Source organism: Acidiferrimicrobium sp. IK (genome assembly GCF_025499425.1).
GTDB lineage: Bacteria > Actinomycetota > Acidimicrobiia > Acidimicrobiales > Palsa-688 > Acidiferrimicrobium.
On the sequence record NZ_JAIMCB010000009.1, the window covers coordinates 42,112 to 63,223 of the forward strand.

Below are 21,112 nucleotides of genomic sequence, written 5' to 3' on the forward strand. Positions count from 1 at the left end.
GCGGCGGATGAGCTGGATGGTATGGGCGGCAGCCGCCGCCGCGGTAGTCGCGGTGCTATTCGTGGTGTTCAGCCGGGCGTCGTCGTCATCGACGGCGGCCGCGGATACCTACTCGGTCGGCCAACCCGGCCCCGGCCAGCCTGCCCCGGGGTTCACGTTGCCGGCGACGACAGGGGGGACGGTGAGTCTGTCGCAGTTCCGGGGTCGCACGGTGCTGTTGTACTTCCAAGAGGGCATCACCTGCCAGGCGTGCTGGGATCAGCTGGTGGCCTTGGACCACTCGACTGCCGCGCTGCGTTCGGCCGGGGTGGACCAGGTGGTGACGATCACCACCGACCCGGTGGACCTGCTAGCCCAGAAGGTCCGCGACGAGAAGATCAACACCCCCGTGCTCTCGGACAAAACCGTGGGGGTCTCGCATGTGTATCACGCCAACAGCTACGGGATGATGGGGACCAGCCGGGACGGACACAGCTTCGTACTGGTCGGCCCGACCGGCACGATCCGCTGGAGGGCCGACTACGGCGGCGCCCCGAAGTACACCATGTACGTCGCCGTCCCCACCCTGTTGCGTCAACTCCGAGCCGGGGAGATCCCGGGGTGAGCGACGTGACCCTGTTGACCCAGGCCGATTGCGCCTGGTGCGACCGGGCCAAAGCGGTGCTGGGCCGTCTGAGCGCCGAAATGGGCTTCACAGTGCGTGAGCTCGACGTGAACGGCGACCAGGGCCGACGCCTGGCCGAGCAGCATCGTCTGGTGTTCGTTCCCGGTGTGGTCTGCGATGGTCAGCTGGTCGCCTACGGGCGCGTCTCGGAGCGGGCTTTGCGCCGCCGGCTTCCCCCGCTGGTCGTGGCCGCGGACCGCCGTTGAGCCGGTGCAGGTCCCCCGGTACCGGAACCCGCCGAGCGGCCCGGCGGTGGCCGCAGCGGATAGCGGTCGGGGTGGGCGCTTGGCTGGTGGCGGTGGTGGTGTTGGGCACCGTCGGGGCCGGGGTGGCCTCGGCGCACGCGTTCCTGGTGGGCAGTGACCCGGCCCAGGGGTCCCGGCTGGCCCGGCCGCCGTCGACGATCACCCTGGCCTTCAGTGAGCGGGTGGTCACCTCGGCGACGACGGTGACGGTCCGCCTGGCCGGCAGCGGCCGGCGGGTGCCGGCCACCGTCGAGCAGGCGGGCGACACCGACACGGTCCGGGTGCGGCTCGGAGCGTCCCCGGACGGGATTTACGTGGTGTCCTGGCAGGACGTCTCGGCTGAGGACGGCCATGTGGCGTTCGGCGAATTTGCGTTCGCCGCCGGGGCGGTCTCAGGGACCGTACCGGCCACGGTACAAGCGGGGGCGTCACCGGACCCGGTTCGGGTGGCAGCCACGGTGCTGTTCCTCTTCGGCCTATCCCTGGCCGCCGGCGGGGCGGTCACCGGGCTGGTGGTGGACCGTTCCATCACGGCCCGGTCGGCAGGGGTGAGGATCGGGTTGCTGGCCACCACCGCCGGCGCGGTGATGGCGTTCGTCGACAACGTCACCGGGCAACCCGCGGGACTGTCACACGTCGGGCTGCTGACCGGGATCGCCGCGCTGCTGGCTGCCACTGCGTCGTTCGCGGCGAGCGCGTTCCGACGGCTGATCCCGGTGCTGATCGGGCTGGTCGCCGCCGGGGTGGTGTGGGCCGCGGACGGACATCCAGCCCTGGTCGGTGGCACCCTCGGCCTGGTCGTCAACGCCGTTCATCTGGTGGTGGGGGCGGTGTGGGTGGGCACGCTCGGCTACCTGCTGGTGGGCCTGGTCCGCCACCGGGGAGACCGGAACCGGCTGTTGGGGATGGCCGGTCGTTACGCCCGGCTGGCGCTGCCACTGGTCATCGTGCTGGCCGGCGCCGGCGGCCTCTCCGCCTTGGAGGCGTTGCCGTCGTGGTCGTCGCTGTACTCGAGCGGGTACGGGCAGCTGATCCTGGTCAAGACCGGGCTGTTCGCCTTGGCGTTGGGGTTGGCCGGCTGGAGCCGCCGGCGCGGCATCGGCCGCCGGCAGGCCTCCACCCTGGCCCGGGCGGTCCCGGTCGAAGCCGGGGTGGTGGCGGTGATCCTGGTGGTCACCGCGGTCCTGGCCAACACCGGACCGCCGGTCAAAGCCCGACCGGTTGCCGCGCTGCTTGGCCCCGCCCCCCTGACAGGCCCGGTCACCCGGGCGGCCGGCCTGGCCGGTCAACTCAACGTCGCCGTGGCCGCCGGGTCCGGGCAGCTGCAGATCCAGGTCCTCGCCCCCAACCAGGCCAAGATCGCCGCCCGGGTCAACATCGACGCCATCTACCCGAACGGCAAAGACATTGGGCTGTTCCCCCGGGCGTGCGGGAACGGGTGTTTCACCCAGACCCTGAACCTGCCCGGTGGGACCACCCACCTGCACGTGACCGCCGCCGCCGCCGGCTGGACCGGCGGGACCTGGGTGGCCACCCTCAACTGGCCGCCCCCGGCGAACGACCCGGAGCTGCTGACCCGGTTGGTGGCCACCATGGACACGGTGCCCGCCGTCGCCGCCCGCGAGACGGTGACCAGCAACAGCACCACCCCGGCGTTCACCACTCTGATACCTCCGATGTCGGGGCGCTCGCTGATGGGCCTGGAGGTCTACGGCGGCGGCAGCGACCCCGGGGAGAGCGCCTCGTCGAGCTCGATCACTGACGTGGCCCCCCTCACCGTCGGCGGCCCCGGCCTGCAGGTGTACCTGCCGGGCACACCGGTGTGGGCGACGCTGTGGCTGGACAGTCACGGCCGGCTGGCTCGCGACCGGATCGTCGACCTCGGACATGTCATCACCGACGCCTTCACCTATCCCAACCCCTCGAACTCACCGCCGCCCGGATGAACCGTCCGGCTGCCGACCGCGGAACGAACGAACCCATGACCGACCCCGAACCCCGACTCGCCGCACCGGCGCCTGAGCCGGCGCCCGAACCGACGCGGCAGCGCCGAGGGCACCGAGCCCGGTGGGCGGCGCTAAGCGTCGGCCTGATCGTGGTGGGGTTGGTGATCGTCCTGGCCGTGCAACCCTCGGCCGCCAACCGGCAGGTGCAAAGCCCGCTGGTCGGCAATCCCGCCCCGCCGGTGGCCGGCCCGTCGGTCACCCCGTACCCCTTCACCTCCCTCGGTGCCCTCGGCGGGCGGTGGGTGCTGGTCAACTTCTTCGCCACCTGGTGCGTTCCCTGCCAGGTCGAACAACCCGAACTGGCTCGCTTCGCCGCCGAGCACCGGGCCAGCGGTGACGTGCAGCTGGTGATGGTCGTCTACAGCGACAGCACCCCCAACGTTCGTGGATTCCTGGCGGCGCGGGGCGGGGACTGGCCGGCGGTGCAGGACCCCGGCGGGCAGATCGCGCTCAGCTATGGGGTGTCGGGCATCCCCGAGACCTACCTGGTCGACCCGCACGGGATCATCGTGGCCAAGATCGTCGGCGGGTCCACCACCGCCGGCCTGGACCGGCTCCTCGCCGCCGCCCAAGCGAGAGGACTGTGACCCTGCGAAGGCTGGCCAAGTTCGCTCCCTGGGCCGCGATCGCCCTGGTGATGGCTGTGGCGCTCGTCATCGGAACCCACCGCTCGGGGCCGCCCCCGTCGATCGCCGAGCGGACCCAGTCGATCGCCCAAGGGATTCGCTGTCCCACCTGCGAAGGGCAAACCGTGGCCAACTCGACCGTGTTCGCGGCCAAGGCCATCGAGGCCGACATCGGTCGGCGTCTCCGGTCTGGCCAGACCCCGACCCAGATCCGCGCCTACCTGGTCAGCCGGTACGGGACCTCCATCCTGGAATCCCCACCCACCCACGGCCTCACCGCTCTCCTGTGGATCCTGCCCGCGGTGATCGTCCCCGCCGCCGCCGTCACCCTGATCGTCGGGTTCCGACGGGCCCGGCCCGGCCCGGTCCCCCCGCTCAGCGAAGAAGACCGGGCGCTGGTCGCCCAGGCCCTCCGACCACCGTCGTCACCCGAAGACACGGCCGCCGGGGAGACAGTCCCAGACGATGACACGGGCCCGGACGAGACCACCGAAGGCCCTCCCGCTGCGCAACTCTACGAACAGGACGTCGACGCCGACGACCCGCCCCCCATCAGCGGGCCAGAAACGACGACAACGGCCGCCGAGGTCACAGCGGAACGCGACTCATGAACGACAACTACGGCCAGTGGGCCATGGTCGCCTTCGACGTGGCCCTGGTCGGATGGGGCGCCCGTGGCCTGTTCCATCCCCGCAGCCGATCCGACTGGGGGGTCGTCGGGGGGATGTGGGCGTTCCTGGTCGCCCTCTACGCCGAAATGTACGGGTTCCCCCTCACCGTCTACCTGCTCGAAGGCCCCCTCGGAAAGGAGTTCCCTCAGCTACGCCCGACGTTCGCCGGCGGCCACATCTGGAACGACCTGATCGGCTGGAAGGGTACCCCGCAGCTGTCCCCGTTCCACCTGGCCAGCTACCTGTTCATCCTCGGCGGATTCTGGTTGACCGGCGCCGGATGGGCGGCGCTGTGGCGGGCATCCCGGGCCGACACGCTGGCCACCGACGGCGCCTACGCCCGGCTCCGCCACCCCCAATACGTCGGGTTCACGCTGATCATGGCCGGGTTCTTGCTGCAATGGCCGACCATCCCCACCATGGCCATGTTCCCGGCCCTTCTCCTCGCTTACCGCCGCCTCGCCCGGCGCGAGGAACACGAACAGGCCGCCCGGTTCGGGCCGGCATGGGACGCCTACGCCGCGGCCGTGCCCCGATGGTGGCCCAAGCTGCGTCCTGTGCCGATACCGGTCGCGGTCATGGTCGGCTGGGCTCGGATGTCCCGACGGCGACGACCGGACAATCGCACCGATACGGGTGGGTCGGGTACCTCCGATAGACAACGAAGCCTCACCGGCCCGTCAGCTCGTCGCCGCCAAGACGATCCCGGCGACGACGGCCCCCACAGCACCGACCGCGGCGACCGGACCGGCCAGGACCGACACGCGCAGCTCTTCTCGCAGACGCAGCAGCGCCTGGCGGACCACGGTGTAGGCGCCCAACGCGGCCAAGAACAGCCCGCCGCGGCTGGGCCCGACCTCGACCACCGCCGCCAAGGCCCCAGCCCCGACGGTGGCGGCGAGAGCGGACTCCAACAACTGGGTGGGAACCCGCCGGAACCCCAGGCGGCGGTCCGAGGACCACAGCGCCCAGCGTGACGCGCTGGGCCGCCCCACGCAGCACCCGGCGAACAGACAGCCGATCCGGCCCACGGCGAGGCCGAACATCAATCCGGGCGCGGTGACGTCGAGGAACACCCCGGCATCGGTGCCGGTGACGGCGAGCAGCGTCACCGCCACCGCAGTGACCCCGGTGACGAGCCCCTGGATGCACCATCCCTCCCGGCGGCAGTCGCGGCGATGCAGCACCATGAACCAGGCCTTGGCTCCGACGATCCCGCCGGCGACGGCCGGCACCGACACGGCCAGGACCCGATGCAGGTGGACGTGAACCGCGGAGATCACCAACAGTTGGCTCACGAGGGCAACGGCGACACCGACCAGGGCGAGGATCCCCCAGGCTCCCGTCACCAGCAGCCCCGGCGCCCGGACCAAGGGAGCCAAGCAGGTCTGAACGGGGGCCTCTGGCGCGGCCACCAGCCGCCAACGCCGCCACGACCAGGCCGCCCGATGAACTCGGACACCGTTCACTCCCCCCGACAATGATCGAGTCGCGCTCCCGGGCCGGGCGAGCAGCTCGGCGGTGACAGCCCACTCACCGGTGTTGACATCGGATACCCGGGCGGTGACCGCCACCGGGCCACTGCCGGGCGTGACCGTCTCCACGATCTCGTCGTGAACGAAACGGTCCCGGCTCTCCGGCGGGCCGGTCACCTCCAAGCGGTGCCCGATGAAGCGAACGGTGACCGACTTGGTATCAGGAGGCGGAGTAAACCAGTAGGTGACGCCCAGCACCTCCGGCGCCATGCGCTCCAACAAGACGTCGAGCCATCCGAGCTGACCAGGGCTGCCGGTTCCGACTGCGGATTCGCTGGATGGAGCTGCAGGGCGCAGCCGCGGTACATACGGTGTGCGAAGCTGCTCTGTCACCGGCAGTGTCAGGGGCAGTGGCGACACCGGGGTGCGTTGCTTGGGTGCGGTGTAGCGCCCGGTCGGCTCCGCCCCCGGCCCCGCCCGGGCAGTCCCTGAACGTGGCGGAGCCCGTTTCGAGCCACGTCGTGAGCTCACAACCGTCTCTCCCTCCTCGGCCGATGACGACGCCGTCGCCCCCCAGAGTCCGGTGCTCGCTCGACATGTGTGTTTTGGCACGTCGCTGGGACCCGTCTGGATCGTCTACGACGGCAGGCTGTCGGACTCGGAAAGCTCATACCGGCGGCCAGCCGAACCGGGCGAACGCATGCTGAAGCGGTATGAACAGTCGACGCCACTCACCGGTGACGAACAGGACCCCGACGGCGACTAGAAGGGCCCCGCTGACGACCTCGATGCGTCGGCCGTGACGGCGCAACCAGGCGAGGGACCGCCGGGCCCGGCCGAACCACAAGGCCAAGGCCACGAAGGGAACGCCGAGGCCGAGCGAGTAGCACACCAGCAGCAGCGCACCCCAGGCCGCGGTCTGGGTGGCCGCAGCCGCGGCCAGGACGGTGGCGAGCACCGGCCCCACACAAGGGGTCCAGCCGAACGCGAACGCCATCCCCAACACCACCGCGCCTCCCGGTCCCGACGGCAGCCGGGCCAGGTCCATACGGCGCTCCTGGGCCAGGAACGGGATACGTAACACGCCCATGGTGGTGAGGCCCATGGCGACGATCAAGATCCCCGAGACGGTGATGAGCAGCGGCACCCGGCGCAGCAGCACCGCGCCGACCAGGGCGAACGACACCCCGAGCGCCGCGAAGACCAATGTGAACCCGGCGACGAAGCCGAGCGCGGCGCGAAGGGTTACTCTCCGGGCTTGGCGCTGATCCAGACCCGAGACCGGGATCGCTGACACATACGACAAGTAGCCGGGGATGAGCGGGAGGCAGCACGGAGAGGTGAACGAGATGATCCCGGCGAGCGCCGCCAGCAACGGGAGCAGCACAGTACCCATCAACTAATCAGCTTAGTATGTCGGATCTTTCAGGACCAGCACCTGGCGCCGGTTGCAGTGAGATGCTGTCGGGGCGGCCCCGGTACGCCAAGGTCGACCGGCGGTTTCGGTCGCGTCAGACCTTCCCGGAAGCTACGGCTTGGGCCACGTAGTCGCCGGTTGTTCTCGTTGCAGCTCGGTCAGCGGGCGCTTCGAGACCGAGCGGGCGGGGCCAGAGCACGAGAGCGAAGAGCATCAAGGGTGGGGCGGTGCCGAGATCGGTCCCGCTTCCGCTCAGCATCCCGCCCAAGTTCTGGCCCACCACCCAGAAAACCAGGTTGAGGGCGATGGCGGCTCCGAGGGCTACCCGGGGCAGGATCTCGGCCACGACCAAGAGCGCGATCAGCGCGCACACCAGGCTCAGCGCGGCCAACAGCCAAAGCTCGTGGCCGTAGCTCAGCCAGCCCAGCACGGCTCTGTCCATGCCGGCGATGAGGGACGGTTCCTCTCTGGCCGCCATGAACAGTGTGCTGTCGAGAGCGCCGGGCCCCCCTGGGAGCGCAGCTGGACGACTGCGGCGCTGAGCCACAGCAGCGCCCACACCCCCTTGGCTCCTGCCCGGCCCAGAGGGCCGGCGGCCGCGACACTCCCCGCTTCGGCTCGGGCGGTGGGCCAGAGCAGCACGGCGAGGACGGCGTAGAGCAGCGCCGCGCCGGGGAACCCGGTGAGGATCGATGCGGACCCGGCCGACAGCCCTTCGAATCCCTCCCCCAGCACCCAGATACAAAGAGCCCAGAGCGCGCTCACCGCCAGCACCATCCGGCTGGCTCTGCCGGCCACGAGGGCGATGCCGATCAACAGCTCCACGACACCGAGCCCCCACCACAACCCCGGATGGGCGACGAGCAGGCGACCCACCTGGAGAATGGCCCGGGCCACCGGTACCGGGGTACCCATGGCCGTCATGGCGAACGAGTAAGCCTCCTGGCCACGGTTAGCGAGTCCCGGTTGGAACTTCAACAGCCCATCAATGATCCAGAACACCCCGAGGGTCCGGCGGATCCCGGTCTTGGTGCCGAGCGCCCAAAGCCGCCATGCCACTCGGACTCGGCCCCTCGTCATCACGGCGTCCCGCGGTCACCGCTGAAGGTGCATCCGACCGCGGAGGCCGAGAGGAGGAAACGAGCGACGTCGTCGCCGAGGCCGCTCACTCGGGGATGAGGGCCGATCGTCCCGGGACGATCGAGTCGGGCGGTCGCTTGATGGGACGGCCAGGTCACCTTCGCTCGACCCAACAAATGGGGCCCGGCGTAGAAGGGTCCACCGAAATCGAAAGCATCGCCCCTTCCTTCACCATGGTCGGCGGCCACTCGTTACGACCGCTGATACTACTATGCTAGCTAGTAGTATAACGAGTGAAGTCCCGCCGGCTCGCACGCACCTCCCCCATCCGATGTAGGCGAGACATCGCCTGGAGCGTCCGGTGTGTCAGAGGAGTGAGCCGCGCTCGGATCCCTACCTGAGCGTGCACGGGACGTGTCAGGCGGAGCTGACCGGAGGCGTTATCCCCGGATGAACGGGGCAGAGGTTCATGTGCATGGCGTGCAACGCCGGCGCGGCGGCCACCGAGACCGGCAGCGCCACGATGCCCACTACGGCGAGGACCCCGGCTAGCAGCGCCGCCCGGTGGAGGGGGGCGGCCGGGGCCACCAGACGGCGCACCCTCGTCAGCGCGGCGGAGCCGCTGGCGCCGAGCGCAGCCTGCGGGGCGTGCATCCCGGCCAGCGCCACGACGGCGGTGGCAATCGTGGCCCGATGGTGCGCGCCTGCGGCGACATCGTCGGCCACCATCTCGACCAGGGCCGCCACCTGTTCCTTGGCCGCTTGGAACAGCGGGATCCCCGGGAAGGCTCGGGCCAGCCCAGAGGCGACACCGACGAGGTGATGATGGCGTCCTCGCAGGTGGGCGCGCTCATGAGCGAGAACCGCCGCCAGCTCGGCGTCGCTTAGCGCGGCGAGCGCCGCGGTGGTCAGCACGACCTGGCGGTGACGGCCGGGCACGCAGTACGCGGCGGCGGTGTCGCAGTCGACGATCAGCGCGTCGATGTCATGGCGGGGACGGCCGGCGAGGACGACGGCGCGGCGATGCGCCCGCCGCGCCCAGGTCGCCCGCGCCCACGATCCGCTCAACGCCACCGCGGTGCGGGCGGTGACGAACAACGCGAACGCGGTCCCGGTGGCGCCAAGGATGATCCCGCCGGGGGTGGCGTACGCGGCCCGGATGGCCATGGCACAAGCCTGCAACCATTGGCTCAGCCCGGAGCTGACCGGCACGGTCGGTACCGCCAGGGCCACGCCGGCCAGACCCAACGCCAGCACCACCGACGCCGCGGACGCCAACCACACCGCGATCGCCAAGCGAGGCGCCCGTTGCGGCCACGACGCTCGGGCCAGCAACCATGGGGCAACGAACGCGCCGGCCAGGGCGTAGGCGACGAGGACCGCGGCGACCCTCACGGCTCGGGGCGATCGTCGGGGCCTGCATCGAGCTCAGCCAAAGCGTCGCGCAGAGCCGCCGCCTCCTCGGCGGGCATCTCCGTCACGAAATGCAGCAACGCGGCGGTGTGATCCGTGCTCGTCGCCAGCGCCTCGCGCATCAGTCCGGCTGCGTACTGCTCACGGGTGCACACCGGCCGGTAGGCGTAGGCACGGCCCTGGCGCTGCCGGGTCAGCCACTCCTTGCGGTACAAGATGTCGGTCACTGTCAGTACGGTGGTGTAGGCGATAGCCCGGCCCTGTTGGAGGTCGTCGACCAGCTGGCGTACCGTTACAGGCTCCGGGGCCGCCCATAGGCGTTCCATGATCTGCGCTTCGAGGTCACCGAAGCCTCGCAGCATGCCCTTCCTCGAACCTGACGTTGTCCTGGCCATCCGACCTCGCACGTTACCGCCCGCGCCCAACACGGCCATACCAGCCGCGCCCGCCAGCAGCCGGCGATCGAGGGCAGCGACGGGCTGGGTCACCTGACGATCAGCTTTCCCCACATTCCCTGCTGGGCGTGGCCCGGGACCGGGCAAAGGTAGTAGTAGGTCCCGGCTGGGGGCGCCCGGAACGTGGTGGTCGCGCTGTACCACGAGGTGCCGTGCGGGGCGGGGACGGGCATGATGAACGCGCCCGCCGCGGCGACCTGTCCGGCCATCATTGCCATGCGCGGGAACGGCGGTGCCGCGGTCGTGACCTCGAAGCCGTGCGGGTGACCGGCGTCACCGTCAGCGAAGCGCACGGTGATCGTGGCACCCGCGGGGACGACGACGGTCGGGTTCACCACCCCGTCAACCTGCCAGAACATGCCGGGCCGGTTCCCTGGTGCGCCCAGGGCGACCAGGGTGACATCGCTCGACTGGTAGGTGACCGTCCGGCCACTCACCGTCGCCTGACGGGCGGCGACGGCCGCCAACGCCTCCATCCGAGCCGCTGGAACCAACACCGCTGCGCCCCGACCGGCACCTGGCATGCCGCCCATCATCGCGGCCCCGCCCATCATGTTTCCGGTGCCCATCATGGCGCCCGAGCTGTAGCCGGCCTTCGTCGCGGGCGCCGCAGCCGCGCTCGACCCGGTCCCGGCCGTTGCCACTGCGGTACCGAGGGCTCCCCCGGCCGCTCCCACCGCCAAGGCAACACCCAGCATCACCGACCTGGACCTTAACAACCTCCTACCGCCTCCTCCTGAGCGAGGCGAACCGCGAAGTTCGGTCATGCACCCCTCGCCGTCACCGGCGGCCCGGGAATGAACTGAAGTCCCGGGAACATCATCGGTTCGTGAGCGCCTGGCGGCGGCGCTGGAGCTCCTCATCGGAGATCTCCCCGCGAGCGAAGCGCTCGTCAAGAATGTCCCCCGGTGACGGGGCTACCGGCGTCGCGCGACCCGAGGATCGCTCCCCCCTTAAGGCCCACACCACGACAGCAGCCACCGCCGCGATCAACACGACCACCACCAACCAGGTCAGGACCACCCACGCGTCCCACGCACCTGGGTCCATCATCCGCGACGTAAAGCCCATACCACCCACAGCGACCACCTCTCATCTAGCTACTAACTATCTTAGTACCCACCGTGGGCTACCTCTACACCTCCGCTGTCAACTAGGATGCTTAGTAGAGACGGGTCCGGCCGTTCGGATCGAGCGGTCTCATCGAAGGAGGACCACATGAGTCACATCTTCTACAGCCTGGCCATCCTCGCCTGCCCCGCCGGGATGGGCGTGATGATGTGGATGATGATGCGAGGCAACAAACAGCCCGCCGGGCCCGCTGACGATCCCGCCAAGCAGGCCGAGCTGGCCCGGCTCCAAGCCCAGATCGACGCGCTGCGCGCCGAGCAAGGTTCGGGTGCGCCGGCCCCGTGGCCAGGCACCGAGCAACCCGTCGGGCATTGATGCTGACTTGGGCGCTGCCTGCGGCCACCGCCGTCGCGGCTGGTGGGCTCAGCTACCTGTGCTGCGTGCGGCCCATGCTCCGAGACCGCCACCACAGCCGCACCCGCCACGATGCGGCCACCGCCAAACCTGCGTCGCTCGACGACCAACTCGCCCGCGCCCGCGCCGAGCTTTCACGCCTCGGCCGGTGACACCCCCGCCACCGTCATCCCTGAGCGCCGACCGAGGCGACGCCCCCGCCCGGCCAGGCGCTATGCCGGCCCTTGCCAGGAGTCGCTCGGGGGCGACCGGACGGACGTGACCGTCGACCACCCGGTGTTCGCTCGCCTTTACCCTCGCGTCGCCGCCGCCTTGGACGCCGCTGGGGGGTACCAGCACCGCCAGGAGCTGCTGGCTGGTCTGGCCGGACGGGTCGTTGAGCTCGGCGCCGGCCACGGCGCCAACTTCGTTCACTACCCCGGGGAGGTCAGCGAGGTCATTGCCGTCGAGCCCGAACCGGGCCTGCGCCGCAAGGCCGAACGGGCGGCCCGCCACGCGGCCACCGCCATCCGGGTCATCGACGGCGACGCCGACGACCTTGACCTGCCCGCCGCGAGCTTCGACGCCGCGGTCACCTCGCTGGTCCTCTGCAGCGTCCCCGACCAACACCGGGCTCTCGCCGGCGTGTACCGGGTGCTGCGCCCCGGCGGCCAGCTCCGCTTCTACGAACACGTCCGCTCCCCCCACCCGGTTGCGGCGCGCCTCCAAGACACCGCCGATGTCGTCTGGCCGGCTATCGCCGGCGGTTGTCATTGCAACCGCGACACGCTCTCGGCCATCACCGGGGCTGGGTTCCAGCTCGGCACCAGCCGCACGTTCAGCTTCAGGCCCAACCATGTGCCGACACCGACCGCGCCCATGATCCTCGGCCACGCCCGCAAACCTCCGACCGACGACACCGACTGAAACCCTCGAACCCGCTCCGGCCGCCGACGACCTTCATCTTCGGCAACGGATCGAGACTCCGCCCGAAAGCAAGCCGACTCGCCTCACGATGACTAACCCACAACGATCCAAAGGTCCCGCCCGACGCAGCGACGTCCCCGCCCGCCGGTCACAGCAACCTCGCCCACCCAAACGTCGCCCGCCCAAACGTCGTCCCACTCGTTCACGCAAGCCGCTCATCGCTGCGGTCGTCGCGGTGCTCGCCGCCGCCATCGTGGCGGTGGTCGTCGCCACCACCAGCGGTTCGAGCCCCCAGCTCGGCGGTCCCGCCGGTCCCGAAGGCGTCAACTTGGAGACCGGCCCCCCGCTGGCCGCCGCCGGCGCCGTCCCCCCCGCCCAAGGGGGAAGGGCGGGGGTGGGCTGCGGCGCCACCGAACAGCTCGCCACCCACACCCACACCCACCTCGCAGTCTTCGTCAACGGAACGCTTCGCCCCATCCCCCCCGGCGTCGGCATGGTCGGCCAACTCCAAACCCAGTCAAGCCCGCAAGGCACGTTCGTGTCTGGAAGCTCCGACTGCCTCTACTGGCTGCACACCCACGCCCCGGATGGCATCATCCACGTCGAAGCCCCCGCCGGGCGGACCTTCGTCCTCGGCCAGTTCTTTATCGTATGGGGGCAAACCCTCAGCCAGAATCGGGTCGGCCCCGCCACCGGGCCGGTCACCGCCTATGTCAACGGACACCGTTGGACCCAGCCTCTCGAAGACATCCCCCTCGCCGCCCACGAGGTCATCCAACTCGACGTCGGCACCCCAATCGTCCCGCCCCGGTCGGTCAGCTTCCCCAGCAGCCTGTGACCGACCCCGCCTACCTCACCTCGCGAAGGGTGAAACGCAATGGCCGCAGTTTTTAACCGGCTGCCCGGTCGCCCGAGGACCCGTTGACGCTTATCGGAGCCAGTCCACGCCCGCCCCCCAACGCTGCGCCATCTGTCGTCGCCTGACATACCAAGCTGGTTCTCGAGGGGCGGCCAGCCGCATCCACGGACCTGCCGCCTAACATACCCATAGGGGGTATAGCCGAGTCAAAAGGAGGCCGCTCGTGCGGGTCGGGTACAGCGACAACAAATCGAGCGTGCAGCGGCGGTTGCGCCGAATCGAGGGGCAGGTCCGGGGACTGCAGCGCATGGTGAAGGAGAACACGTACTGCATCGACGTGCCCACCCAGGTGTCAGCGGCGACCCGGGCGCTCCAGTCGGTGGCACTCAACCTCCTCGGTGACCACCTGTCCCACTGCGTACAGGACGCCCTGGCGACGGGAGAACCGGGCGCCGAGGAGAAAATGGTCGAGGCTCAGGCCGCCGTAGAGCGGCTGGTTCGTTCGTGACCGGGCCACGCTCCGTGCCGCCCCCGTCCTGCCGCGGCGCAAGGGACCAGGTGCCGGGGTGCGAGACCGGGCCGCTCGGCCGGCTGGACTGGGCGATCCGTGAGATCGCCGGGCTGCTCCGCCATGCCCGCCACGACAGCGACAACGAGGTGGATGATGCACGCTGAGCTGATCGGAGCGCTCACCGCCGGGCGAGCAGTCACCGACGTGGGCCGCTCGCTGCGCGAGGCGTTTTACATGTTCTGGGAGACCCTGTGGGCCCTGGTCCTCGGTTTCGGGCTCTCGGGAGCGGTCCGGGCCTTCGTGTCGCGCGCCGAGATGCAGGCCCGTCTCGGTGACCACCGGGCGGGGACGGTAGGCCGGGCGTCGATCTACGGGGCGGTGTCGTCGTCGTGTTCGTACGCGGCGTCAGCCATGGCCAAGTCGCTCTTCGCCCGGGGCGCCGACTTCGTTGCCGCCATGGTGTTCATGTTCGCCTCCACCAACCTGGTCGTCGAGCTGGGAATCGTGCTGGTGGTCCTCATCGGCTGGCAGTTCGTCGCTGCCGAGTTCATCGGTGGGATCATCATATGATCGCGCTCCTCGTGGGCGCCGGCGGTCTGTGGTTCCGGGGGCGGGCGCTCGATGAGGCTCGCCGTAACGCCGAGACCACCAGCGGCGGCCACGAACACCACGAACACGGCGGCGATAGCGACGAGGCGCGACCGTGGCGGCTGCGGGTCCGATCGGCCGCCAGGTGGTCCGACGCGGCCGGCTAAACCATGAGCGACGTCACCATGCTGCGCAAGGAGCTCGTGATCGGCTTCGCCGTCGCCGGGTTCCTGGCCACGCTTGTCCCGGTCCACATCTGGAACGACGTGTTCGTCCACGGCCACGGCATCGCCACCACACTCGAGAACGTGGCCGTGGGTCCGTTCGTGGCCATCATCAGCTTCGTGTGCTCCATCGGCAATGTCCCCCTCGCCGCCGCCCTGTGGAAAGGCGGGATCAGCTTCGGCGGGGTGGTCTCCTTCGTGTTCGCCGACCTCATCACCCTCCCCCTGCTGCTGATCTACCGGAAGATGTACGGGCGGCGGATGGTGCTGCGCATGCTCGGCGTGTTCTGGCTGGTCATGTCCCTCGCCGGCCTGGCCACCGAGGAGCTGTTCAACGCCCTCGGATGGATCCCTGCGACCCGTCCCAGCGTCATCGCCGGCGACAGCGTCGGATGGAACTACACCACCGTCTTGGACGTCATCGCCCTGGTCGCCTTCGCCGCCCTCTATTGGCTCTACCGCAACCGCGACCGCTTCGGCGGGGGCGCCGGCTACGCCAAAGACCCCGTCTGCGGCATGCCAGTCCAAACGGCCAACGCCCCCGCCAGCGTCGTCCATCACGGCCAGCGCGTCTTCTTCTGCTCCGGGCGCTGCCAGGGTCGCTTCGACGCCGACCCCGGCCGGTATCTGACCGCCACCGGCGCCGACACGGCCGGTGGCGGCGGCGCCCCCGCACCCAGGCACACGGACCCCGTCTGCGGGATGGCGGTTGACCCCGAGACCGCCACCTGCCACCGGCGACACAACAGCCAGGACCACTGGTTCTGCTCAGCGGGCTGCGCCGAGGCCTTCGACGCCGCCCCGGACACCTATTCGACAGGCAGATCGAGCCAACAGAAGACCATCGCACCCAAACTCGGGACGCCACATGCTCGGTAGCCACCGCTACCGCCTCGTCGCCCCGGTCTACGACGCCGTCTCCTTGGAGCGCCCCTTCTACCAGCGAGGCCGACGACGGGCGGTCGACCTGCTGTCCCTCGCCCCCGGCCATGTGGTCGTCGACCTGGGTTGTGGGACCGGCCTCAGTTTCCCGTTTCTTCAAGCCCATATCGGCCCGAGCGGGACCATCGTCGGGATCGACACCAGCGAAGCCATGCTGGCCCAGGCCCGACGGCGGGCCCAGCGAGCCGGCTGGGACAACGTCCGGCTGGTCAACGCTCCCGCCTCTCGCCTCGACGCCGCGCTCGCCGACGCCCGAGTCTCGCCTGGTGGAGTGGATGCGCTCCTCGCGGTCTACGCCCTGTCGGTCATCGACCACTACCCCGAAACCTGGGACCAGATCCGACAATCGCTTCCGCCCGGAACCCGTATGGCCATCGCTGACCTCAGCCTCGGTCCCCACCCCGCCCTCCAGCCCCTCTGGCGGCTGCTATGCGCGCTCGGCGGCTCCGACCCCAACCGCCGGCCCTGGCAGCCACTCGAAGACCACACCCACGACCTCCGCCGCCAGGACTACCTCGCCGGTCACATCGTCGTCACCGCCGCAACACTCGACCCCCGCCCGCCAGCCCGCCAGACGCCGTGACGCCCTCGCCAACAGGTTCCGTTTGGATAGGCCGCTCTGCTGGTGAGCCCGCGATCGTCGTGGTCAGCCGACAACACCAGCCGCCACGCGACGAGCCGTCCGCCACATGGGCCATCCTTCAGCGCGTGGGTCAGTCGTCGCCGCAACAGTCGAGTTCGCCGGCCCACGCTTCGCGTCCTTCTCGAATGGCGAAGTACACCACGGCCAGACTGGCGACCGGGTCAGCCCGCCACCACCCGAACGCGGCGTTGAGGCCCAAACCAACAAGGGTGGTCGCGGCGAGGGTGGCGCACAAGGCAGTCTCGGCGGCGTCGGCCCGTAACAAGACGGCCGGTCCGGTGAGCCCGCCGGTGTCGAGGCGGGTGGCGATCCGGCGTTTGGCCACGGCCAGGGTCGGCATGACGATCAGGGCCGCGCCGCTGATGGCGACGCCCGCAGGGCTGACCGCGGGGCGCTCGCCGAGGGCAAGGCTGATGGTGGCGTCGATGACGACATAGCCGGCGAGAGCGAAGAAGCACACGGCAACGATCCGCAGGGCGCGGCGTTCCTTGCGTTCATCGGGCTCGCTGCCCGCTACCAGAGCGCGGAGCCGGACCAACACGACGGTCGCGCTGATCAGCTCGATGCCGGAGTCGATCCCGAACGCGGTGAGCGCCACAGACGAAGCGACGACCCCGCTGACGATGGCCACGACCGCTTCCAGGGAGTTCCAGCCGAGAGTGACATACTCGACGCCGATAGCTCGACGGGCCAGTGTCTGCCCGGTCATCCTGGCGGTGTTCGCCCGGTCCATCAGTGGGCACCGGCTTCATGGTCAAGGTGGCCGGCGGCCTCGAGCTGGAAAGTGGAGTGCTCGACGTCGAAGTGGCCGGCCACGCACGCCTGGAGCTGGTCGAGGAGCCGGGGGGCGTGACCGTCCAAGAAACAGGACTCGTCCACAATGACATGAGCGGACAGGGCCGGCAGGCTCGAGGTGACCGTCCAGGCGTGGAGATCGTGGACGTCGGTGACATGCTCGGTGCCGAGAAGATGGCCTCGGACCTCGACGAGGTCGACGCCTTCGGGGGCGGCCTCGAGCAGCACCAGACCGGACGCCTTCAGCAGCCCGTAGGCGGCCTTGACCATGAGGACGACCACGACCAGCGAGGCGATGGCGTCGGCCCTGGCAAACCCGGTGGCCACGATGACGATCCCGGCGATCACCGTGGCGACGAACCCGTAGAGGTCGGTGAGGATGTGCCGGAACGATCCCTCGACGTTGAGGCTCGACCGGTTCGCTTTGGCCAGCACCCAGGCGGCGGTCAAGTTGACCGCAACACCGACCAGGGCCACGATCACCACGAACAGACCCTGCACGCCCGGCGGGTGGACCAGACGACGAACCGACTCGAAGCTCACCAGGGCGGCGACGAGGAGCAGAGTGACCCCGTTCCCAGCAGCCGAGAGGATCTCCGCCCGCTTGAACCCATACGTCCACACCCCCGCCGCTGGGCGCGCCGCCAGACGGGCCGCCCACAACGACGCCCCCAGCGCAGCGGCGTCGGTCAGCATGTGCCCGGCGTCAGCCAGCAGCGCCAACGACCCTGACAGGGCCGCGGCGACGACCTCGACCACCATGAACCCGATGATCAGCAACAGCGCCACGGTCAGATAGCGGGCGTCGGCATCAGCCGCCACTCCGTGACTGTGCCCCGAATCGCCGCTGCTGCTTGGCCCATGGTCGTGCCCGGTCGGCGTGTGCTCGTGACTGTCGGTCATTGCTCTCGGTGGTCTTCGACATGCAGGGCGATGGTGTGGCCGGTGTGTTGTAGCCCGAGGTCGAGCAGCAAACGGACATGCGAGTCGGCTAGGCGGTAGTAGCTCATCCGTCCGGCCCGGCGGACCTGGACCACCCGATGGGCCCGCAGCAGGCGCAGCGCGTGGCTGACCGAAGATTCGTTCAGGCCAGTGGAAGCGGCCAGGTCGCACACGCACAGCTCACCGGCCTCGAGCAGGCTGGTCAGCAGTCGGAGCCGCCCTGGATCGCCGAGCAGGCCGAAGATGTCGGCCAGGTCCGCGATGTCGCCGTCTGGGGGCATCGAAGCCCTGACCGCTTCGACCCGCTCGGGGTCGACCATCCGCACCTCGCAGGTATCCAACGAACCGATCCTCGCAACCACGATCCCTCCATATCTGCGCCTCTGTTCAGATATCCAGCCTACAGTCCTTTGGTGCGGACGGCAATGCAGGCCGCAACCAGCCGACGTTCCGACCGAGGAGACCAAGTGACCGAACCCAACCGCTGCCTCGGTGGGCCCGAAGTGCGCAGGTGAGCTGCGCAGCTACGAGCGCAACGGAGTGACCATCGACCAGTGCAATGACTGCCGTGGCATCGTCCTCGACCGCGGCGAGCTAGAACGGCTCACCGACGCCGAATCCAACCACTATCAGGCCCCCGCGCCGGCCGTTGCCCCGGCTGCCGCGTACGAGCAGGGATACGCTCAGCCTCGCGCCGGCGGTCATCACAGAAGCGACGACAAGCACGACGGGTGGGGCGGGAAACGGCGTCGTCGGGGCGGATTCCTCGGGGAAGTGTTCGACTGACACTGCGCTCGCCGATCCTGCGCCGCCAGGCAGCGTCCAGATGAGCGTCGCTGTTGTCCACGCCGCCGTTCTGGTGGCATTCCCCGTCGCCGCGGCCGTCGCCGGGTCGGTGACGGCCGCATTCGTCACCCCGGGCCCGAAGTTCACCAGCGGCATCCAGCACTTTGCAGCAGGTGTGGTCTTCGCCGCGCTGGCCGGCGAGGTCCTCCCCGATCTACGCAGTAAAGGCAATATCCCCGTCGTTGTGACCGGCTTCGCCGCTGGGGTGGCGTTGCTGTTGGCGCTGGGTGCCTACTCCCGCCGCGTCGAAGCCCGCGCCCAGGCCTCGGCGGTCCCGGTAGGCCTCGTAACCGCGGTTGGCCTGGACCTGCTGATCGACGGCCTTCTCGTCGGGCTCGGCAGCCGCCTCGGCAGCAACCAAGGTGTGGTCCTGACAATCGCGTTGACCCTGGAAATCCTGTTCCTCGCCCTTTCGGTCAGTACCCGACTCGCCGCCGGTGGGGCCAGTCGGTTCACCGCCGCTCTCGTCCCCAGCCTCCTCGGGCTGGGCACCGCCATCGGGGCCATCGGAGGTGCGGCGTTGCTTGGGGGAGCCAGCCAGCAGGTCCTGGCCGGGGTGCTCGCATTCGGCGCAGCCGCCCTGCTGTACCTGGTCACCGAAGAACTGCTGGTCGAAGCGCACGAGACGACCGACAGCCCGTTGCTCACCGGCCTGTTCTTCCTCGGCTTCATCGCCCTGTACGCCCTCGCTTCATGAGCGTGATCCGACACGTGATCAGACCAGCGTGGCGGGCTCAGAAGCGGAGGCGCCTCACCAAGCTCATCCTACGCCCCGTCGTCGTCAGTTCGGTGTGAGCGTCAGCCGGCAACGCCCGCGGCCCCGGCAAAGGATGGGGAGCACAGGGAGCGTGAGACCCTTTTAGCGCTCCGTCACGTTCCGGGTCTCCACCTCCATTCGATCTCCCCGCCAGCGGGGCGAATCACCGGCTGATGGGAGTCGGAGGCTTGCGAAGCGAGAGGGATTGACCCGGCTACGCGGTTGGGCCTGATCGGCTGATGCCGAGCCACGCTTGTAGCCGTTCCGCCTCGAACGCCTCCTTGCGGGCGTAGGTCTCGGCGTTCGGCTCTGCCAGCCGCACGTCGGGTTTCGGTTTGGCGAAGAAGTCGCCCTCAAGGGCCGCGGCTCGACGCCCGTTGAACTCCAGAAAGCAGAAGCCCACCCCGTCGTACCGGCCGCCCGGGCCGGCCCCGATCTCGGAGGCAATGTTCGCCCCGGCCACCTTGCCGAGCGCCTCGGCGAACACGCCCGCCCTCGGCAGGTTTTCCACCGCTGTGCAGTCACCGACCGCATAGACGCCATCGAAGCCGGTGCGCCCCGTCTCGGGATCCGGCCAGATCCAGCCGTCCTCACCAGCCAACGGGCTGTCAGCGATCACCGCCGGCGGGGCCGCCTGCGGTATTCCCAGTAGCAGCGCGTAGTCCATGGTGGCTCCGTCGGCGAAGGACAGGACTTTAGCGTCGGTGTCGACCTCTGCGATTTGCAGGCCGGTGCGCAAGTCGATGCCCTGCCCAGCCAGTCCGTGGGCCACAAGCTCGTCAACGGCGGGTCCGGCCACCGGTAACGGTGAGGGCATCGGGGTGGTGATCACCACCTCGACACGTTCCCGCACCCCCTGGCGGCGAAGGAACTCCTCGACCAAGAACGCTGCCTCATACGGTGCAGGAGGGCACACATAGGGGACCCCGAGCACGCCAACGACCACCCTGCCGTCGTGGAGACTTCCTAGCTCGGCTCGCATCGCCGGTAGCCGGTCGGGGTCGTAAAGATCGTGTGCGCCACGCTCGGCTGACCCCAGCTTCCGCCGGTCAGCCGCGGCGCCCAACGCCACGACCATGTAGTCCGCGTCGAACGAACCGGCGGACGTCTCGACCGCCCGACGGTCAGGGTCGATGGCGGTGACCTGGGCGTGCACGAAACGAATTCCCCGCTCGTCGAGGGCGCTCAGCCGCCCAGTGCCCTGCACAAGGGAACGGGTGCCGACCAGGTCCCACAGTTTGGCGTAACCGACGAAGAAGCGGTCGTCAGCCGCGAGGAGCGTGACCTCATGCTCCGGACCGAGCCGGCCCCTCAGCTCGTGCGCCGCGGCCAAACCCCCGAACCCTCCGCCCAGGATCATCACCTTCGCCATGTCTCAGCCTCCCTGATTTTTCGGTGTGTCGTCGTCATCGACCTTCTCCCCAAAGGATGAGCCGCGCTCGATGACCAGAAAAGGGATACGCACGGCCCGGTACCAGTAGAGAGCGGACGGTGGTCAACGGGCCCGCCACCCCAGCTCGCAGCACGGGCGTGCTCTCTCAACTGGGCCGGACCGCTGAGTG

At 69.7% G+C, this 21,112-nt stretch carries 27 protein-coding genes; 15 read left to right on the forward strand and 12 right to left on the reverse strand.

Annotation, left to right across the window (positions count from 1 at the left end):
* The first annotated feature begins 7 nt into the window (after nucleotides 1–7).
* From K6U06_RS15390 to K6U06_RS15410, 5 genes are all read left to right on the forward strand, one after another.
* Nucleotides 8–604, forward strand: a complete 597-nt coding sequence (locus K6U06_RS15390; RefSeq protein WP_262322838.1) for a peroxiredoxin family protein — start codon at nucleotides 8–10, stop codon at nucleotides 602–604.
* The gene (locus tag K6U06_RS15395) at nucleotides 601–870 is read left to right on the forward strand and encodes a glutaredoxin family protein (protein WP_262322839.1); all 270 of its coding nucleotides are present in this window, start codon (nucleotides 601–603) and stop codon (nucleotides 868–870) included. The genes K6U06_RS15390 and K6U06_RS15395 overlap by 4 nt, the downstream gene beginning before the upstream one ends.
* 71 nt (nucleotides 871–941) lie before the next feature.
* The gene (locus tag K6U06_RS15400) at nucleotides 942–2,855 is read left to right on the forward strand and encodes a copper resistance CopC/CopD family protein (RefSeq protein WP_262322840.1); all 1,914 of its coding nucleotides are present in this window, start codon (nucleotides 942–944) and stop codon (nucleotides 2,853–2,855) included.
* A 35-nt stretch (nucleotides 2,856–2,890) separates the two neighbouring features.
* Nucleotides 2,891–3,502 carry a TlpA family protein disulfide reductase gene (locus K6U06_RS15405; RefSeq protein WP_262322841.1) on the forward strand — a complete coding sequence of 204 codons (612 nt, stop codon included), beginning with the start codon at nucleotides 2,891–2,893 and terminating at the stop codon, nucleotides 3,500–3,502.
* On the forward strand, nucleotides 3,499–4,152 hold the full coding sequence (locus K6U06_RS15410; protein WP_262322842.1) for a cytochrome c-type biogenesis protein CcmH: 654 nt from the start codon (nucleotides 3,499–3,501) through the stop codon (nucleotides 4,150–4,152). Before K6U06_RS15405 ends, K6U06_RS15410 begins: the two co-directional genes overlap by 4 nt.
* A 740-nt stretch (nucleotides 4,153–4,892) precedes the next feature.
* Here K6U06_RS15410 and K6U06_RS15415 read toward each other — a convergent pair.
* The 8 genes from K6U06_RS15415 to K6U06_RS15450 form a co-directional block, all read right to left on the reverse strand.
* Complete coding sequence (locus K6U06_RS15415) at nucleotides 4,893–5,969, reverse strand: prolipoprotein diacylglyceryl transferase (protein WP_262322843.1); 1,077 nt, start codon at nucleotides 5,967–5,969, stop codon at nucleotides 4,893–4,895.
* Nucleotides 5,970–6,354: 385 nt separating this feature from the next.
* Nucleotides 6,355–7,083 (reverse strand): cytochrome c biogenesis CcdA family protein, encoded by a 729-nt coding sequence (locus tag K6U06_RS15420; RefSeq protein WP_262322844.1) that lies wholly within the window; start codon nucleotides 7,081–7,083, stop codon nucleotides 6,355–6,357.
* 115 nt (nucleotides 7,084–7,198) lie between these two features.
* Nucleotides 7,199–7,546 carry a hypothetical protein gene (locus K6U06_RS15425; protein WP_262322845.1) on the reverse strand — a complete coding sequence of 116 codons (348 nt, stop codon included), beginning with the start codon at nucleotides 7,544–7,546 and terminating at the stop codon, nucleotides 7,199–7,201.
* The gene (locus K6U06_RS15430; protein ID WP_262322846.1) at nucleotides 7,519–8,163 is read right to left on the reverse strand and encodes a hypothetical protein; all 645 of its coding nucleotides are present in this window, start codon (nucleotides 8,161–8,163) and stop codon (nucleotides 7,519–7,521) included. Before K6U06_RS15430 ends, K6U06_RS15425 begins: the two co-directional genes overlap by 28 nt.
* Before the next feature lie 438 nt (nucleotides 8,164–8,601).
* Nucleotides 8,602–9,579 (reverse strand): M56 family metallopeptidase, encoded by a 978-nt coding sequence (locus K6U06_RS15435; protein WP_262322847.1) that lies wholly within the window; start codon nucleotides 9,577–9,579, stop codon nucleotides 8,602–8,604.
* On the reverse strand, nucleotides 9,576–9,992 hold the full coding sequence (locus tag K6U06_RS15440) for a BlaI/MecI/CopY family transcriptional regulator (protein ID WP_262322848.1): 417 nt from the start codon (nucleotides 9,990–9,992) through the stop codon (nucleotides 9,576–9,578). Before K6U06_RS15440 ends, K6U06_RS15435 begins: the two co-directional genes overlap by 4 nt.
* 89 nt (nucleotides 9,993–10,081) lie before the next feature.
* Nucleotides 10,082–10,750, reverse strand: coding sequence for a sulfocyanin-like copper-binding protein (locus K6U06_RS15445; RefSeq protein ID WP_262323027.1), 669 nt, complete (start codon nucleotides 10,748–10,750; stop codon nucleotides 10,082–10,084).
* 121 nt (nucleotides 10,751–10,871) lie between these two features.
* Complete coding sequence (locus K6U06_RS15450) at nucleotides 10,872–11,105, reverse strand: SHOCT domain-containing protein (RefSeq protein ID WP_262322849.1); 234 nt, start codon at nucleotides 11,103–11,105, stop codon at nucleotides 10,872–10,874.
* 165 nt (nucleotides 11,106–11,270) lie between these two features.
* Here K6U06_RS15450 and K6U06_RS15455 point away from each other — a divergent pair, with 165 nt between their 5' ends.
* The 8 genes from K6U06_RS15455 to K6U06_RS15490 all read left to right on the forward strand — a co-directional run bounded on the left by K6U06_RS15455 (nucleotide 11,271) and on the right by K6U06_RS15490 (nucleotide 16,150).
* Nucleotides 11,271–11,498 carry a hypothetical protein gene (locus tag K6U06_RS15455; RefSeq protein ID WP_262322850.1) on the forward strand — a complete coding sequence of 76 codons (228 nt, stop codon included), beginning with the start codon at nucleotides 11,271–11,273 and terminating at the stop codon, nucleotides 11,496–11,498.
* 297 nt (nucleotides 11,499–11,795) lie between these two features.
* Nucleotides 11,796–12,443, forward strand: a complete 648-nt coding sequence (locus tag K6U06_RS15460) for a class I SAM-dependent methyltransferase (RefSeq protein WP_262322851.1) — start codon at nucleotides 11,796–11,798, stop codon at nucleotides 12,441–12,443.
* Between the two features lie 235 nt (nucleotides 12,444–12,678).
* Entirely contained in the window at nucleotides 12,679–13,281 is a 603-nt protein-coding gene (locus K6U06_RS15465) for a hypothetical protein (protein WP_262322852.1), read from the forward strand.
* A gap of 244 nt (nucleotides 13,282–13,525) precedes the next feature.
* The gene (locus K6U06_RS15470) at nucleotides 13,526–13,810 is read left to right on the forward strand and encodes a metal-sensitive transcriptional regulator (protein ID WP_262322853.1); all 285 of its coding nucleotides are present in this window, start codon (nucleotides 13,526–13,528) and stop codon (nucleotides 13,808–13,810) included.
* Between the two features lie 156 nt (nucleotides 13,811–13,966).
* Complete coding sequence (locus K6U06_RS15475) at nucleotides 13,967–14,383, forward strand: permease (RefSeq protein WP_262322854.1); 417 nt, start codon at nucleotides 13,967–13,969, stop codon at nucleotides 14,381–14,383.
* A complete protein-coding gene (locus K6U06_RS15480) occupies nucleotides 14,380–14,568 on the forward strand; it encodes a hypothetical protein (RefSeq protein WP_262322855.1) in 189 nt (62 codons plus the stop codon). The genes K6U06_RS15475 and K6U06_RS15480 overlap by 4 nt, the downstream gene beginning before the upstream one ends.
* Nucleotides 14,569–14,571: 3 nt before the next feature.
* Nucleotides 14,572–15,504 (forward strand): permease, encoded by a 933-nt coding sequence (locus tag K6U06_RS15485; protein ID WP_262322856.1) that lies wholly within the window; start codon nucleotides 14,572–14,574, stop codon nucleotides 15,502–15,504.
* Entirely contained in the window at nucleotides 15,494–16,150 is a 657-nt protein-coding gene (locus K6U06_RS15490; protein WP_262322857.1) for a class I SAM-dependent methyltransferase, read from the forward strand. The genes K6U06_RS15485 and K6U06_RS15490 overlap by 11 nt, the downstream gene beginning before the upstream one ends.
* 130 nt (nucleotides 16,151–16,280) lie before the next feature.
* Here the strand turns inward: K6U06_RS15490 and K6U06_RS15495 are convergent, their stop codons facing one another.
* From K6U06_RS15495 to K6U06_RS15505, 3 genes are all read right to left on the reverse strand, one after another.
* On the reverse strand, nucleotides 16,281–16,919 hold the full coding sequence (locus tag K6U06_RS15495) for a cation transporter (protein WP_262322858.1): 639 nt from the start codon (nucleotides 16,917–16,919) through the stop codon (nucleotides 16,281–16,283).
* A 23-nt stretch (nucleotides 16,920–16,942) separates the two neighbouring features.
* On the reverse strand, nucleotides 16,943–17,827 hold the full coding sequence (locus K6U06_RS15500) for a cation diffusion facilitator family transporter (protein ID WP_262322859.1): 885 nt from the start codon (nucleotides 17,825–17,827) through the stop codon (nucleotides 16,943–16,945).
* Between the two features lie 77 nt (nucleotides 17,828–17,904).
* Nucleotides 17,905–18,267: an ArsR/SmtB family transcription factor gene (locus tag K6U06_RS15505; protein WP_410051062.1), complete on the reverse strand. Its 363-nt coding sequence runs from the start codon at nucleotides 18,265–18,267 to the stop codon at nucleotides 17,905–17,907.
* 172 nt (nucleotides 18,268–18,439) lie between these two features.
* Between K6U06_RS15505 and K6U06_RS15510 the strand changes: the two genes are divergently transcribed.
* On the forward strand, nucleotides 18,440–18,733 hold the full coding sequence (locus tag K6U06_RS15510; protein ID WP_262322861.1) for a zf-TFIIB domain-containing protein: 294 nt from the start codon (nucleotides 18,440–18,442) through the stop codon (nucleotides 18,731–18,733).
* A gap of 40 nt (nucleotides 18,734–18,773) precedes the next feature.
* Nucleotides 18,774–19,490: a ZIP family metal transporter gene (locus tag K6U06_RS15515; RefSeq protein WP_262322862.1), complete on the forward strand. Its 717-nt coding sequence runs from the start codon at nucleotides 18,774–18,776 to the stop codon at nucleotides 19,488–19,490.
* A 274-nt stretch (nucleotides 19,491–19,764) separates the two neighbouring features.
* Here K6U06_RS15515 and K6U06_RS15520 read toward each other — a convergent pair whose 3' ends face one another.
* Complete coding sequence (locus K6U06_RS15520; protein ID WP_262322863.1) at nucleotides 19,765–20,922, reverse strand: FAD-dependent oxidoreductase; 1,158 nt, start codon at nucleotides 20,920–20,922, stop codon at nucleotides 19,765–19,767.
* Between the last annotated feature and the right edge of the window lie 190 nt (nucleotides 20,923–21,112).

Bases quoted from the DNA above. Each gene is read 5' to 3' on its own strand.
- K6U06_RS15390 (WP_262322838.1), top strand. From the start codon at position 8: ATGAGCTGGATGGTATGGGCGGCAGCCGCCGCCGCGGTAGTCGCGGTG.
- K6U06_RS15405 (WP_262322841.1), top strand. From the start codon at position 2,891: ATGACCGACCCCGAACCCCGACTCGCCGCACCGGCGCCTGAGCCGGCG.
- K6U06_RS15420 (WP_262322844.1), bottom strand. From the start codon at position 7,083: ATGGGTACTGTGCTGCTCCCGTTGCTGGCGGCGCTCGCCGGGATCATC.
- K6U06_RS15425 (WP_262322845.1), bottom strand. From the start codon at position 7,546: ATGGACAGAGCCGTGCTGGGCTGGCTGAGCTACGGCCACGAGCTTTGG.
- K6U06_RS15440 (WP_262322848.1), bottom strand. From the start codon at position 9,992: ATGGCCAGGACAACGTCAGGTTCGAGGAAGGGCATGCTGCGAGGCTTC.
- K6U06_RS15445 (WP_262323027.1), bottom strand. From the start codon at position 10,750: ATGCTGGGTGTTGCCTTGGCGGTGGGAGCGGCCGGGGGAGCCCTCGGT.
- K6U06_RS15450 (WP_262322849.1), bottom strand. From the start codon at position 11,105: ATGATGGACCCAGGTGCGTGGGACGCGTGGGTGGTCCTGACCTGGTTG.
- K6U06_RS15455 (WP_262322850.1), top strand. From the start codon at position 11,271: ATGAGTCACATCTTCTACAGCCTGGCCATCCTCGCCTGCCCCGCCGGG.
- K6U06_RS15475 (WP_262322854.1), top strand. From the start codon at position 13,967: ATGCACGCTGAGCTGATCGGAGCGCTCACCGCCGGGCGAGCAGTCACC.
- K6U06_RS15480 (WP_262322855.1), top strand. From the start codon at position 14,380: ATGATCGCGCTCCTCGTGGGCGCCGGCGGTCTGTGGTTCCGGGGGCGG.
- K6U06_RS15485 (WP_262322856.1), top strand. From the start codon at position 14,572: ATGAGCGACGTCACCATGCTGCGCAAGGAGCTCGTGATCGGCTTCGCC.
- K6U06_RS15490 (WP_262322857.1), top strand. From the start codon at position 15,494: ATGCTCGGTAGCCACCGCTACCGCCTCGTCGCCCCGGTCTACGACGCC.
- K6U06_RS15495 (WP_262322858.1), bottom strand. From the start codon at position 16,919: ATGACCGGGCAGACACTGGCCCGTCGAGCTATCGGCGTCGAGTATGTC.
- K6U06_RS15505 (WP_410051062.1), bottom strand. From the start codon at position 18,267: ATGGTCGACCCCGAGCGGGTCGAAGCGGTCAGGGCTTCGATGCCCCCA.
- K6U06_RS15515 (WP_262322862.1), top strand. From the start codon at position 18,774: ATGAGCGTCGCTGTTGTCCACGCCGCCGTTCTGGTGGCATTCCCCGTC.
- K6U06_RS15520 (WP_262322863.1), bottom strand. From the start codon at position 20,922: ATGGCGAAGGTGATGATCCTGGGCGGAGGGTTCGGGGGTTTGGCCGCG.